This window comes from Lysinibacillus sp. RS11 (assembly GCF_042019215.1).
GTDB lineage: Bacteria > Bacillota > Bacilli > Bacillales_A > Planococcaceae > Lysinibacillus > Lysinibacillus xylanilyticus_A.
On the sequence record NZ_CP168124.1, the window covers coordinates 574500 to 590006 of the forward strand.

Below are 15507 nucleotides of genomic sequence, written 5' to 3' on the forward strand. Positions count from 1 at the left end.
CCCTCATCTTTTTTTGATGAGGGGTATTTGTTTTGTAAGATGGATGTCGATAAATTCTCAGTATTAGGCAATTTCAAGCCAAAATGTATCGATAAATCAGAAGAACAAGTCGTTAAATATTGGCACAGATAGACTAAGGGGGAGAGCCTTTAAATGAGTAGAACGATTATAGCCTATGTAACAGCAATTACGCTTCTAATTATTAGCATCTGGTGTGGCGTAGCAATAGGCTCAGTTCATATTCCACTAGAAGTAGTGTGGAATAAGGCAGCTGATGAAACAGCTGCCAATATTTTATGGAAAATTCGTTTACCTCGAGTCCTGCTGGCGGGGCTTGTCGGAGCATCGCTTGCCATTGCAGGGGCAGCTTTTCAAGGCTTATTAAAAAATCCTTTGGCAGATCCTTATACGTTAGGTGTTTCCTCTGGTGCATCAGTTGGCGCAGTGATGACGATTTTCTTTAGTATTTCAATTCCAGTAGTAGGCCATTATGCATTACCAATCTTCAGTATGCTAGGTGCAATATTAACGATGGTAGCGGTCATGGGCTTTGCTAGAATGGTAGACCGCTCACTAAAAATGGAAACCCTTATTTTAACAGGGATCATCTTTAGTTCATTTTTAGGTTCCTTAATTTCCTTAATGATTGCATTATCTGGTGAGGAGCTACGACAAGTTATGGGATGGCTGCTCGGCTCAGTATCGATGCGAGGTTGGCCTTTTGTTCAAATGATTATTCCGTTTGTGATAATTGGTTCAATTATGCTTTGGACACAAAGACGCGAGTTAAATGTTTTGTTATATGGAGAGGAACGCGCAAAACATTTAGGTGTTCATGTTAAGCGTAGTAAATATATAATTTTGATAGGCGGGTCAATGTTGACAGGAGCAGCTGTAGCAGTTTCTGGTACGATTGGATTTGTTGGCTTAGTTGTACCCCATATGACGCGAATGCTTTGGGGTTCAGATCATCGTCATTTATTGCCATTATCATTTTTAAATGGTGCAACTTTGCTCATTATTTGTGATTTAATAGCAAGAACAATTATTATGCCAAGAGAGCTACCAATTGGCGTTATTACTGCATTTATTGGGGCGCCCGTTTTTTCTTATATTTTTTATAAGCAACGTAGAAGCAAGGGGGGACGGGCATGATTGTTGTTGAACATCTTTCTGGAGGTTATGGAGATGTGCCGATCGTTCAGGATATCAGTTTTTCCGTTGAAAAAGGAAAAGTACTAGGGATTTTAGGCCCGAATGGTAGTGGGAAATCCACACTATTAAAAGTGATGAGTGGCATACTACCAGCTACTGCAGGCACTATAGTCGTAGATGGTAAAAATATTAGCGCTTATAATGCCCGTGCATTGGCAAAAAAAATGGCAGTGCTACCACAATTACATGCGAATGCCTTTTCAAACAGTGTACGTGAGGCAGTATCACTTGGACGTTATCCACATCAAACAGGCTTCTTTTCAAGTTGGGCTGAACGAGATGAACAAGCAGTCCAACATGCAATGCTGCAAACAGGTGTGAAACGCTATGAACAGACACCGATGGAATTTTTGTCGGGCGGGGAACAACAAAGAGTTTTTGTAGCCCAGGCCCTTGCGCAAACGGCGGAAATATTACTGCTAGATGAGCCAACGAACCATCTAGATATTGCCCATCAACGTCAAATTTTAGATATGGTACGAAAGGAAGCAATTGAATGTGATTTAACTGTTATTATGGTACTACATGATATGAATTTAGCTTCCCTCTATTGTGACGAATTATTACTAATGGAAGACGGAAGGATGCGAGCATTTGGAGCACCACATGAAGTATTAATCGCTTCGGAAATTGAAGATGTCTATCATGCGCGAGTAGCGACTTATGCACATCCCGAAATTCCAAAGCCTCAAATTACAATGATGCCAGCCTCAATCGAACATCAGCAACGTGCTGTCATTAAAAACGAAAATTTCACTGTTACGAATCATTACATTCAGCTTCAATCGGAGTATCCGTTAAAAACGGTTTCCTCAGCAGTTCATAATCCGGGGATCGGTTGGTATGATTGCCTATTAAATCGCTCTGTACCAATAGATTATGTCATTAGTGATGTAAAGAAAGAGGTCGCTGAATTTTTACAAAAGGAGCATTTTTCACCTACCAGCACAGTAGTTATGATAACAGCTGTCCCGGCAAATCTTGTAGCAATTAATGAATTTAAAGCTTCTTTTGGTAGCGTATTTGTTGCTGTAACGGCTGGTGTTGGCAATGCTGTTGATGTGTCACGGGCTCATGAAAGACAAGATGAACCATATATTGGTACTATAAATACATGGGTCATCATAAATGGTTGTTTATCAGAAGAAGCATTTTTCCAAGCAATGATGACAGCTAATGAGGCGAAAACAAAGGCATTGCAGTCAGAAGGTATTCGTGATGAGCTTAGTGGTACGATTGCAACAGGTACTGCTACCGATAGCTTATTAATTGCAGCAACACAAAAAGGGGAAGAGATGCTGTATGGTGGTCCAGTTACTGATGTAGGCAAGATTATCGGTAAAGGCGTTTTTGAAACAACGGTGCAGGCAATAAAAAACTATAAAGTGAAGTGTTAATCAGTAGGCGTCACAGATAAGTTGCTGCCTGTTAATGCGGGATAAAAATTGATTATAGGAGACGAGAGAAATGAAGCTTTATACAAAAACAGGCGATACGGGGAAAACTAGTCTGATAGGTGGACGTGTCGACAAAGATAGCTTGCGCGTTGAGACATACGGGGCAATTGATGAGTTGAATTCTTTTATTGGCAAGGCAGTAAGTGAATTAGATCGTGAGCTATTCAAGGATATTCTAATTGATTTAGAAACGATCCAGCACGAACTTTTTGATGCAGGTGGCGACCTCGCTAACGTCATGAAGGAACGTCATTATAAGCTTGCAGAGCAGCCAATTGAAGTGTTAGAATCTCGGATTGATGCATTGTCAGATGAAGCGCCACCATTACAGCGCTTTATTTTACCAGGTGGTGCACCAGCAGCTGCAACTTTACACATTGCGCGCACAGTAGCGCGTCGAGCAGAGCGACAAATGGTAACGCTTATGAAGGAAATTGAAGACGTACCGACAATTGTGCAAAAGTATTTAAACCGTTTATCCGACTATTTATTTGCAGCCGCACGAGTTGTTAATTTTAGACTTAAAGTTGCGGATGTTGAATATATTCGAAGCGGTAATGTCTTTAAAAAATAGTTTGATCATCAAAAGTTGTGGATGACATTTTGTTAAAACGTATGTCATTTGAAGAAGTTGATTGGAGTGAGGTTGGGCGGCTCTTTGGGAATCAGCGCAGTAGATGAGACCTCGAGTAGGGGAACGAAAGGGCTTTTGCGAAAAAACATCGTGCTGCTGACGCTTCGCTTTCGCGCAAAAAACATCGTGCTGCTGACGCTTCGCTTTCGCGCAAAAAACATCGTGCTGCCATAAGCGCCCCGTAGGAACGGAAATCAACTCCACGTTATTGTGATGAATTCACTTTTATATGAGCACTTTGAAGATTTATCGGAACAAAATCTCATTTTATCGGAACAATTTTAGCTTTTATCGGAATAATTTCTCGTTTTATCGGAACAATTTCAGTTTTTATCAACTAAGGGCGACTCCTCGGACGCCTCCGGTCACGTTTTGCTGAAAGCGCATATTAGTTTTAAAAAGAAATAGCTACTTTAAAATTTAGCGCATTGAAAAAGTCGATTTGTCATCAAAAACATGATGCGAATCGGCTTTTTTGAGTTTCTATACCCAACAAAAAATAGATTTATAATATAAAAAAATGAAATTCTTTAGCTGTTTCATGTCCTTTTAAAAATTCAGGGTGGCTTTTTTTCTTGTAAAATGTAAGAATATAAAATTATCAGAAATATTTCCGTTTTATGTTGACTGAATGCTCACTCATTTATTAGAATAGGAATATAATGATGACGTACATTTACGTATGAGCTAGCGAATTCACCACAAAGAGAGAAAATTACGACAAACTAAAGGGGGGGACCAACCATGAGTCCATTAGTAATTGCAAATATTGTTCTAACAGTCGTGGTTGTGCTTTATGCAGGAGGATTGTTCTTCTATCTGTTAAAAACACGTTATAAGTTTGTGCAATTGGGGAAAAAAGTTGAGTTTGATGAAAGTGTCAAAGAACGTATTCGTTATATTATGGTCAATGTATTTGGCCAAAATAAGCTATTAAAAGATCCGAAGAGTGGTTTAATTCACGTAATGTTCTTCTATGGATTTTTAATGGTGCAGCTAGGCGCTATTGATTTAATTTGGAAGGGGTTAGTACCTGGATCACATCTGCCACTTGGCATTTTCTATAGTGTCTTTACATTCTTCCAAGAGCTTGTGGTATTAATGATTTTAGTGGCAGTTGTGTGGGCATTTTACCGTCGCTATGTAGAAAAGCTAGTACGTCTAAAACGAGGCTGGAAAAATGGTCTTGTCTTAATTTTTATTGGTGGGTTAATGTTATCAACATTGCTTGCAAATGGTATGGGGTTAATTTGGCATGGTGAAGAACTAAGTTATACAGAGCCGGTTGCTTCTGGCATTGCAGCTATATTTAGCTTCCTACCAGCATCAGTAGCAGCTGTTGTTTTCTACGTGATGTGGTGGGCGCATTTATTAATTTTATTAACATTCTTAGTGTATGTACCACAATCGAAGCACTTCCACTTGATTGTAAGTCCAATCAATGTGTACATGAATCGTTTAGATCGTACAGGTACTCTAACACCAATCGACTTTGAAGCATTAGAAAATGCTGAAGATGAAGAGGATATTCCGGCAATTGGTGTTGGACGTATTCAAGACTTTACACAAAAACAAATGCTAGATTTATATTCTTGTGTAGAATGCGGACGCTGTACAAATATGTGTCCAGCAACTGGAACAGGTAAAATGTTATCACCAATGGATTTAATCGTGAAGCTTCGTGATCATTTAACGTTTACAGGTGCTGTTGTGACAAAGCAAAAACCTTGGGTACCTTATCAATTCTTTGCTAATACAAAGGGGAATCAGTTAGCAATGACAGCTGGTGCTGAAGGTGTAGTCATTGAAGATATCTACAGCCCTTCTTTAATCGGCGATGTCATTACAGAAGAGGAGATTTGGGCATGTACGACTTGTCGTAACTGTGAAGATCAATGTCCTGTTATGAATGAGCATGTCGATAAAATTATTGACTTACGCCGTTACTTAACAATGACTGAAGGAAAAGTAAACCCTGATGCACAGCGCGCGATGACAAACATCGAACGTCAAGGGAATCCTTGGGGCTTGAACCGTAAAGAAAAAGAAAATTGGCGTGACCTAGACCCAACAATTCATATTCCAACAGTGAAAGAGCTGAAAAAATCAGGCGAGGAAATGGAATATTTATTCTGGGTAGGCTCAATGGGCGCATTTGATAACCGCTCACAAAAAATTGCATTAGCATTCTGTCGCCTATTAAACGAGGCTGGCGTAAAGTTTGCGATTTTAGGAAATAAAGAGAAAAACTCAGGGGATACTCCTCGTCGTTTAGGAAATGAGTTTTTATTCCAAGAGCTTGCTACAGCAAATATTGATGAATTCGAGAAAAACGACGTAAAGAAAATTGTTACAATCGATCCGCATGCTTACAATATCTTTAAAAATGAATATCAAGACTTTGGCTGGAAGGGTGAGGTTTATCACCATACTGAGCTATTGAACGAATTGATTGATGAAAATCGTCTAGCGTTAAATTACGAAGTGCATGAAACAATTGTTTTCCACGATTCTTGTTATTTAGGCCGTTATAACGATGTTTATGATGCGCCACGAGAAATACTACGTGGAATTCCAGGTGTTAAGCTTGTGGAAATGGAGCGTAATCGCGAGACAGCCATGTGCTGTGGCGCAGGTGGCGGATTAATGTGGATGGAAGAGCATGTCGGCAACCGTATTAACGTAGCAAGAACAGAGCAAGCTTTAGCAACGGACGCATCAGTAATTTCTTCTGGATGTCCTTACTGTTTAACAATGCTTGAAGATGGCACAAAGGCAAAAGAGGTTGAGGATTCAATCGGTACATTCGATGTTGCAGAGTTATTAGAGCGTTCTGTGTTTGGTGAAAAGGTGAAAGCTGTTGAAATTTCAGTTGAAGAGGCAGCAGATGTAATGGCTGAAGAAGTAGTAGCTTCTGTAGAAAGTGTCGAACAAGACAAGAATGCAGAAACTAACGCAGAAAAATGATAGTTATTGCAGAAATATTTTAGTTATCTGAAAAATATAAATTGCACAATAAATAATTGTTTTGTAGAATAAGATTAAATGGAAATGGGAGTGGAAGCATAACTGATACTCCCATTTTTCATCGCAAGAGGTCGAGCGAGCGTTCAGTCAACAGAAATGCTCTGATACTTCTTCTAGAACGTAAAACAAAAGGGGTGTTTTACTTGAATAGAGCTGTAATTTTAGCAGGAGCAAGAACTGCATTTGGTAAGTTTGGAGGTTCACTATCAGCATTAAATGCAAGTGATTTAGGTGCAATCGCCATAAAGGGGGCACTTGAGAAAGCGAAAATTTCGCCTGATGAAGTGGATGAAGTGATTTTAGGTTCTGTTTTACAAGGGGGACAGGGCCAAATTCCTTCAAGGCAAGCTGCAATAAAAGCAAATTTACCAATAGCGGTAAAAACAGAAACGATTAACAAGGTTTGTGCATCAGGAATGCGTGCTATAACACTAGCCGATCAGCTAATTCGATTAGGGGACGAAGAAGTGATTATCGCTGGTGGTATGGAGTCCATGTCCAATGCACCGTATTATCTACAAAATGGTCGAACAGGCTTACGCATGGGCGATTCAACAATGGTAGATGGCATGCTATATGATGGCTTAACATGTGCCTTTGATAAGGCAAGACCACATATGGGAAGCTACGGTAATACGACAGCGAACGAATTTTCTTTAAGCCGTGAAGAGCAGGATGCATGGTCTGTTCGTAGCCATGAACGTGCACTTGCAGCAATTGACAAAGGTTATTTTGCTGAGGAAATTGTGCCTGTGGAAATTCCGCAACGTAAGGGAGAACCGCTTCAAGTCGATACCGATGAGGCACCAAGAGCGGGTACGTCAATGGAGGTACTGGCAAAGCTCAAGCCAGCATTTGACAAGGACGGAACGATAACAGCAGGTAACGCACCTGGCGTTAACGACGGTGCATGTGCCGTAGTAGTAATGAGTGAGGAACGTGCAACGCGTGAAGGTAGAGAGCCGCTTGCGGTTATTATCGGCCATGAAGAGCTTGCTATTGAGCCAGAAAACTTCCCGCAAACACCAGGGCTTGTTATTAACAAATTACTGAAAAAGACGGGCAAATCATTAGCGGACATTGATGTCATCGAAATCAATGAAGCCTTTGCGGCAGTAGCTCTAGTGAGCAAGCAACTGGCAGATTTAGATGCTGAAAAGGTCAATGTGAACGGCGGTGCAGTTGCATTAGGTCATCCAATTGGAGCATCTGGAGCACGCATTATTTTAACACTTGCACATGAATTAAAGCGTCGTGGCGGTGGTATCGGAATTGCTGCTATCTGCTCCGGTGGAGGGCAAGGCGATGCGATAATGATCGAAGTACCGAAAACAGGGGGACACGAATGATGGGAATTCAAAAGGTAATGGTTATTGGTGCTGGACAAATGGGCTCTGGCATTGCACAAGTTTGTGCACAAGCTGGCTATGATGTCAAACTGAACGATATGAAACAAGAATTTTTCGAGCGCGGTTTAGGCGTGATGACGAAAAACCTGACACGTGATGTCGAAAAGGGTCGTAAAACTGAGGATGAGAAGGCGGCTATTCTAGGTCGTATTAGTATGTCACTAGATTTACAGGATGCTAGTGATGTAGATATTATCATCGAGGCTGCAGTGGAAAATATGGAAGTGAAGCAATCCATCTTTAAGCAAATTGATCAAATTGCACCGGCACATGCCATTTTAGCTACGAATACATCATCTTTACCAATTACGGAAATTGCAGCTGTCACAAATCGTCCAGAGCAAGTAATCGGTATGCACTTTATGAATCCGGTACCTGTGATGAAGCTAGTAGAGATTATTAGAGGATTGGCCACAAGCGATGAAGTCTACAAAGCTGTTGAAGACATGACAGTAAAATTATCGAAAACACCGGTGGAAGTAAATGACTTCCCAGGCTTTATTTCAAATCGTATTTTACTACCTATGATTAATGAAGCAATCTATGCACTGTATGAGGGTGTAGCATCGAAGGAAGCCATTGATGATGTGATGAAGCTTGGAATGAATCATCCAATGGGACCTTTAACTTTAGCGGACTTTATTGGTCTTGATACATGTCTATCCATAATGGAGATTTTACATGAGGGGCTAGGTGATAGTAAGTACAGACCTTGTCCATTGCTTCGTAAATATGTGGCAGCAGGCTGGTTAGGTAAAAAATCTGGAAGAGGCTTTTACGTTTACGAATAATCCTATGGGGATGGGGCTATTCAAGCGAAATTGAATGTTACGAGACAACATTTAGGGGTGACATTATAGATGCATTTACGATTTACAGATGAACAAATAATGATGCGAGATATGGTTCGAAGTTTTGCTCAGGAAAAGATTGAACCGTGGGTAGAGCGCATGGAGGCAGGGGAGTTTCCGCGTGAGCTCCTTGCGCAAATGGGAGAATTAGGTTTAATGGGGATAACAACCCCAGAAGAATTAGGCGGCTCAGCGATGGATTTTACATCGTACATAATTGCTATTAATGAACTATCGAAGGTTAGTGCAGTAATGGGTGTGATTTTATCTGTGCATACTTCAGTTGGAACAAACCCAATTATATATTTTGGCAACGATGAACAGAAGAAACGTTATGTTCCGAAGCTTGCTGTCGGTGAATATTTAGGGGCATTTTGTTTAACAGAGCCTAGTGCTGGCTCGGACGCTGGATCACTGCAATCAAAAGCGGTACGAGACGGGGATGATTATGTTATCAATGGCTCCAAAGTGTTTATTACAAATGGTGGAGAAGCAGATGTATATATTGTCTTTGCATCAACAGATCCTACTGCAAAAACACGTGGTATTTCAGCATTTATTGTTGAAAAGGGCACACCGGGGTTAATCATAGGGAAAGATGAACATAAAATGGGCTTACATGGTTCACGTACAGTCCAATTAACATTTGATAACTGTCGTATTCCAGCTGCAAACCTTCTTGGGGAGGAAGGGGAAGGCTTTAAAATTGCGATGGCTAACTTAGATGTAGGACGTATTGGCATTGCTGCACAATCTTTAGGTATTGCTGAAGCAGCGTTAGAAGCAGCTACTGCTTATGCCAAAGAGCGTGTTCAATTTGGCAAACCTATTGCTGCACAACAAGGGGTTGGCTTCAAGCTTGCTGATATGGCGACTGCAGTAGAATCAGCGAAATTACTAGTTTATCGTGCAGCAGACTTACGTTCAAAAGGGTTGCCGTGTGGAGCTGAGGCATCCATGGCGAAACTCTTTGCCTCACGCACAGCAGTGCAAACGGCAATAGAAGCGGTACAGATTTTTGGTGGCTACGGCTATACAGAAGACTATCCGGTAGAGCGTTATTTCCGAGATGCAAAGGTGACAGAAATATACGAGGGTACAAGTGAGATTCAAAAACTAGTCATTAGTAAACATTTACTTAAATAAAGCCTTATGTTATGTGGCGAAATTAATTTTTTACGGACGATGTAAATTGCCAGGGTCCTGCGAGAAACTGCTCAGGTCTCCTAGCAAACTAGGCAATCACCATCGAAACGTTATCGAATATAAAAATTAACAATTTAGCAATAACAGAGTCTAACTAAAAAGGGGAAATGGACAATGAACTTTCAATTAACAGAAGAGCATGAGCAATTACGTGAAATGATTCGTGATTTTGCTATTAATGAAGTAGCACCGACAGCAGCGGAACGTGACGAGAATGAAGAGTTTGATCGTGCAATTTTCGATAAAATGGCGGAGCTAGGCTTAACAGGTATTCCTTGGCCAGAAGAATACGGTGGTGCAGGCTTTGATTATCTTGCGTATGTTATTGCTGTAGAAGAATTATCACGTGTATGTGCTTCAACAGGGGTAACATTATCAGCACATACTTCGCTTGCGGGTTGGCCAATCTTTAAATTTGGTAATGAAGAACAAAAACAAAAATATCTTCGTCCAATGGCAGAAGGCAAACATATTGGTGCATATGGCTTAACAGAGGCAGGGTCAGGCTCTGATGCTGGCGGCATGAAAACGTATGCAAAACGTGATGGCGATGATTATATTTTAAACGGCGCGAAAATCTTCATTACCAATGGTGGAGTAGCAGATACATATGTTGTATTTGCAGTAACAGATCCAGAAGCTAAACATGGCACATCTGCTTTTATCGTTGAAGCTGGCTTTGAAGGTTTCTCGGTAGGGAAGAAGGAGAAAAAACTAGGAATTCGTTCATCTCCTACAACTGAAATTATTTTTGATAACTGTCGCGTTCCAAAAGAAAACCTGCTTGGGGCTGAGGGAGAAGGCTTCAAAATTGCGATGACAACACTTGATGGAGGACGTAACGGTATTGCGGCTCAAGCTGTAGGGATTGCACAAGGGGCATTAGATGCAGCAGTTGAGTATGGGAAAGAACGTGTGCAATTTGGTAAGCCGATTACTGCCAACCAAGGTGTATCTTTTAAACTAGCGGATATGGCAACTTCCATTGAAGCATCTCGACTGCTAACATACCAAGCGGCTTGGTTAGAATCAAATAACCTACCTTATGGTAAGGCATCTGCAATGGCGAAATTAATGGCTGGCGATACTGCGATGAATGTAACGACTGAGGCGGTTCAAATCTTTGGTGGATATGGTTATACAAAAGATTATCCAGTTGAGCGTTTCATGCGTGATGCAAAAATTACACAAATTTACGAAGGTACACAAGAGATTCAACGTCTTGTTATCTCTCGTATGTTGACGAAATAACGTATGACAGAAAGAGATAAAAGACCCCAAGTACAGTCAACGGTAAAAGATGAAAATCTCATCGCCATTCGTCGAGAACAAATGATAGAGGGAGCCATTAAATTATTTAAAGAAAAAGGTTTTCATCGTGCCACGACGAGAGAAATCGCAAAAGCTGCAGGTTTTAGTATCGGTACATTATATGAGTATATTCGTACGAAAGAAGATGTCCTTTACCTTGTATGTGATAGTATTTATCACCATGCAATGGAGAGACTTTCAAGTTATGAGATTAAGGCAGGAACTATAGAAGAGTTAAAAGAAATGATTCGAGAGTATTTCTTGCAAATTGATAGTATGGTTGATGAGCTAACAATCATGTATCAGGAAACTAAAACATTGTCAAAAGAAGCGCAGCGTTATGTATTTAGTAAGGAATTTGAAATGGTTGCTACTTTTGAGCGATTACTAAAACGCTGTGTGCAGTCAGGTGAAATAACGATGACGGATCAACAAATCCATTTGGCAGCAAATAATTTAGTCGTTTCTGGACAAAGCTGGGCATTCCGTAAATGGGCGCTCCATCGTCAACACTCTATTGATGAATTTATTGAAATGCAAACAACATTGTTTATTTCAGGCATAAAGGGGTTCTAATAAGTTCCGTTAAGGGGTTGTCGGTAATTGCATAGAGCGACATTGCAATTACCGACTTTTTTTATGAATGATAGGGGGGCTCATCACCAAAAGTGGGGATGACATTTGTTAAAACGTATGTCATGTAAATTAGTTGGAACGGAAATCAACCCCACGTTATGATGGTGAGCTGATAAAGAACATTAAGGGGAGAAAGTGGGGATTTCATATGACAAAGGTAGAAGTATATCGTCCAAAAAATCACGTACGTTTTGTTACAGCATCGAGTCTTTTTGATGGGCATGATGCTTCGGTCAACATTATGCGACGAATTTTGCAATCGAGCGGAGTAGAGGTAATCCATTTAGGACATAATCGCTCGGTGGAAGAAGTGGTAAATGCTGCGATTCAAGAGGATGCTCAAGGTATTGCTGTGTCTTCTTATCAAGGTGGACATATGGAATACTTTAAATATATGTATGATTTACTGCGTGAAAAAGGAGCGCCACATATTAAAATTTATGGTGGCGGTGGTGGTGTTATTTTACCACGTGAAATTAAAGAGCTGCATGCATATGGGATTGCAGGGATATTCTCGCCAGAGGATGGCCGTGTCTTAGGCTTACAAGGGATGATTAATGAAAAAATTAAAGGGACTGATTTCCCAACTGCAACGGGTAACTATCTAGAAAAGCTCGATGCTCTATCGACAGAAACACCGGAAATTTTAGCGAATTTAATAACTGCTGCAGAGTCAAATGATGATGGTGAAACGAAAAAAATGCTAGAAGAAGCTCGTAAACGCTCAAAAGGGACACCTGTCTTAGGTATTACAGGAACTGGTGGTGCGGGTAAATCTTCCTTAACAGATGAATTAATTCGTCGTTTCTTGAAAGAATTTCCGGATAAACGAGTGGCGATTCTTTCAGTCGATCCAACAAAGCAAAAAACAGGTGGGGCTTTACTTGGTGACCGAATTCGCATGAATGCGATTTTCAATAATCGAGTATATATGCGTAGTTTAGCAACCCGCGGATCTCGAACAGAGCTTTCTGCATCTATTGGAGACGTGCTAGATGTAGTGAAAGTAGTGGGCTATGATTTAATCATCGTAGAAACGAGCGGTATTGGTCAAGGTGATGCAGAAATTACAAAATATACGGATTTATCCATGTACGTTATGACAAGTGAGTTTGGTGCGCCAACACAGCTTGAGAAAATTGACATGATTGATTTTGCGGATGTAATCGCCATCAATAAATTTGAACGTAAAGGGTCTGAGGATGCGCTACGCCAAGTGCAGAAGCAATACCAACGTTCGCGAGAGCTTTGGGATGAATCACTTGATAATATGCCTGTTTACGGTACGATTGCAAGTCAATTTAATGATAAAGGAACGAATGCTTTATTTGCAGCATTAGTAAATATCATTAATACGAATACAGGAAGTAATTGGGAAACGGGCTATGAGCAGTTTGCGAAAACCCAAAAGCAGGATGTAATTATTCCAAACGATCGTCGTTATTATTTACGAGAAATTACAGATACTGTGCGTGGCTATCACAAAAAATCAGAGCAGCAAGTAGAATTTGCTCGCCGTCTATTCCAATTAGAGGGAGCTATTGCGGCGGTTAAGGAAAAAGCGCCAAATGATGCACTAATCGCATCTCTTACTTCTTTAGCAGAAGGTGTCAGAGATGAATTAACGGCTGAGTCCAAGCGTATTTTAGATAATTGGCAAGCTTTAAAAGAAGCCTATGCTGGGGACGAATTTGTCACGAAGGTTCGTGATAAGGAAATTCGTACGATTTTAAAAACAACAAGCCTTTCTGGTACAAAAATCCCTAAAGTTGCATTGCCGAAATTCGTAGATTACGGTGAAATTTTACGTTGGGTTTATAGAGAAAATGTACCTGGTGAATTCCCTTATACTGCGGGGGTATTCCAATTTAAACGTGAAGGGGAAGATCCAAAGCGACAATTTGCTGGTGAGGGTACACCTGAGCGTACAAATAAACGATTCCATTATTTATCGAAGGATGATGATGCAAAACGTTTATCCACAGCATTTGATTCGGTAACGCTATACGGTGAGGATCCAGATTACCGACCAGATATTTATGGAAAGGTTGGAGAGTCAGGCGTATCCATTTGTACGTTAGAGGATATGAAAAAGCTTTATGCAGGCTTTGATTTATGTGCACCATCAACTTCAGTATCGATGACAATTAACGGTCCAGCACCGATTATTTTAGCGATGTTCATGAATTCGGCTATTGATCAACAAGTGAAACTACGTGAGAAAGAATTTGGTCGACCTTTGACAGTTGAAGAATTTATGGACACACGAGAGAAAACATTACAGGTCGTGCGTGGAACGGTGCAAGCAGATATTTTAAAAGAAGATCAAGGGCAAAATACATGTATTTTCTCAACAGAGTTTGCGTTACGTATGATGGGAGATATTCAGCAATACTTTATTGATCATAAAGTACGTAATTACTACTCAGTATCTATTTCTGGTTACCATATTGCCGAAGCTGGAGCCAACCCAATTTCACAGTTGGCCTTTACATTAGCAAATGGCTTTACGTATGTGGAATATTATTTAAGTCGTGGCATGAACATTGACGATTTTGCGCCAAATCTATCATTCTTCTTCTCTAACGGACTTGACCCAGAGTACACAGTTATTGGACGTGTAGCTCGTCGTATTTGGGCAGTTGTAATGCGTGATAAGTATGGCGCTAATGAACGTGCACAAAAATTAAAATATCATATCCAAACATCTGGACGTAGCTTGCATGCACAGGAAATTGATTTCAACGATATCCGCACAACGTTACAGGCATTAATGGCATTACAGGATAATTGTAATTCATTGCATACAAATGCGTATGATGAGGCAATTACAACGCCTACAGAAGAATCTGTACGTCGTGCGATGGCCATTCAAATGATTATTACGAAGGAACATGGCTTAGCGAAAAACGAAAATCCATTACAAGGTGCGTATATCGTTGAAGAGTTAACAGATCTTGTAGAAGAGGCGGTACTAGAAGAGTTTGATCGTATCAATGATCGTGGTGGCGTGCTAGGTGCAATGGAAACACAATATCAGCGCGGTAAGATTCAAGAGGAATCCATGTACTACGAAATGCTAAAACATTCAGGTGAGTTACCAATCATTGGTGTAAACACATACTTAAATCCGAATCCACCTTCAGAAGATGAAATTGACAATATGGAAATTGCACGTGCCTCAACGGAAGAAAAAGAGACGCAAATTCATAATTTACAAGCTTTCTGGAAGCAACATGAAAATGAAGCGGAAGCGGCTATTACTCGTTTACAACAAGTAGCTGTAAACAATGGCAATATTTTCGCAGAGCTTATGGAAACTGTAAAAGTAGCTAGCTTAGGACAAATCACGAACGCTTTATATGAAGTAGGCGGTCAATATCGTCGCAATATGTAAAGTTTAAACATGCATATTTTCTATATTTATTCAATTTAATATAAAATGCTTCTCTATTTTTAAGTGTCTAGTCTTAGGATTAGGCACTTTTTTTTATTTCCGTTATAATAGAAATGTAAAAAAAAGGGGAGGCGCGGTAGAGGATGAAATCAGTTATTCACTACATCGTTATTTTAGCTTTAGTGTTAGGAGTTTTTTTCCTTTATGATAAGCAAATTGGCGCTGTTCCGATATTATTATTATCTGTCTATTTGTTTTACTTTGGGATAAAAAAAATGTGTGATATAAAAAACAGTAATTGAAGCTAGCAATGAGGATAAAACTTTGTATATAATGGGTATTATGCTTATGATATGGAAAGTTA

12 protein-coding genes are annotated in these 15507 nt (G+C 40.2%); all 12 read left to right on the plus strand.

Going from position 1 to position 15507, the window contains the following annotated elements:
• Positions 1–153: 153 nt before the first annotated feature.
• The 12 genes from AB9L17_RS02970 (at position 154) to AB9L17_RS03025 (ending at position 15445) form a co-directional block, all read left to right on the plus strand.
• Positions 154–1155, plus strand: coding sequence for a FecCD family ABC transporter permease (locus AB9L17_RS02970; protein WP_223552753.1), 1002 nt, complete (start codon positions 154–156; stop codon positions 1153–1155).
• Positions 1152–2612 (plus strand): adenosylcobinamide amidohydrolase, encoded by a 1461-nt coding sequence (locus tag AB9L17_RS02975; protein WP_375200049.1) that lies wholly within the window; start codon positions 1152–1154, stop codon positions 2610–2612. The genes AB9L17_RS02970 and AB9L17_RS02975 overlap by 4 nt, the downstream gene beginning before the upstream one ends.
• A gap of 70 nt (positions 2613–2682) precedes the next feature.
• Complete coding sequence (locus AB9L17_RS02980; RefSeq protein ID WP_068986691.1) at positions 2683–3246, plus strand: cob(I)yrinic acid a,c-diamide adenosyltransferase; 564 nt, start codon at positions 2683–2685, stop codon at positions 3244–3246.
• An 84-nt stretch (positions 3247–3330) separates the two neighbouring features.
• The gene (locus AB9L17_RS02985) at positions 3331–3480 is read left to right on the plus strand and encodes a hypothetical protein (RefSeq protein ID WP_375200050.1); all 150 of its coding nucleotides are present in this window, start codon (positions 3331–3333) and stop codon (positions 3478–3480) included.
• 570 nt (positions 3481–4050) lie between these two features.
• Entirely contained in the window at positions 4051–6273 is a 2223-nt protein-coding gene (locus AB9L17_RS02990) for a heterodisulfide reductase-related iron-sulfur binding cluster (protein WP_375200051.1), read from the plus strand.
• 203 nt (positions 6274–6476) lie between these two features.
• Positions 6477–7682, plus strand: coding sequence for an acetyl-CoA C-acetyltransferase (locus AB9L17_RS02995; protein ID WP_375200052.1), 1206 nt, complete (start codon positions 6477–6479; stop codon positions 7680–7682).
• Complete coding sequence (locus tag AB9L17_RS03000) at positions 7682–8533, plus strand: 3-hydroxybutyryl-CoA dehydrogenase (RefSeq protein ID WP_068986688.1); 852 nt, start codon at positions 7682–7684, stop codon at positions 8531–8533. Before AB9L17_RS02995 ends, AB9L17_RS03000 begins: the two co-directional genes overlap by 1 nt.
• 69 nt (positions 8534–8602) lie before the next feature.
• Positions 8603–9739: an acyl-CoA dehydrogenase gene (locus AB9L17_RS03005; protein ID WP_375200053.1), complete on the plus strand. Its 1137-nt coding sequence runs from the start codon at positions 8603–8605 to the stop codon at positions 9737–9739.
• Between the two features lie 174 nt (positions 9740–9913).
• The gene (locus tag AB9L17_RS03010; protein ID WP_068986686.1) at positions 9914–11050 is read left to right on the plus strand and encodes an acyl-CoA dehydrogenase; all 1137 of its coding nucleotides are present in this window, start codon (positions 9914–9916) and stop codon (positions 11048–11050) included.
• Between the two features lie 3 nt (positions 11051–11053).
• Positions 11054–11686 (plus strand): TetR/AcrR family transcriptional regulator, encoded by a 633-nt coding sequence (locus AB9L17_RS03015; RefSeq protein WP_068986685.1) that lies wholly within the window; start codon positions 11054–11056, stop codon positions 11684–11686.
• Between the two features lie 208 nt (positions 11687–11894).
• Positions 11895–15143 (plus strand): fused isobutyryl-CoA mutase/GTPase IcmF, encoded by a 3249-nt coding sequence (gene icmF / locus AB9L17_RS03020; RefSeq protein WP_223552748.1) that lies wholly within the window; start codon positions 11895–11897, stop codon positions 15141–15143.
• A gap of 143 nt (positions 15144–15286) precedes the next feature.
• Positions 15287–15445 carry a hypothetical protein gene (locus AB9L17_RS03025; protein ID WP_175401833.1) on the plus strand — a complete coding sequence of 53 codons (159 nt, stop codon included), beginning with the start codon at positions 15287–15289 and terminating at the stop codon, positions 15443–15445.
• The last annotated feature ends 62 nt before the right edge of the window (positions 15446–15507 follow it).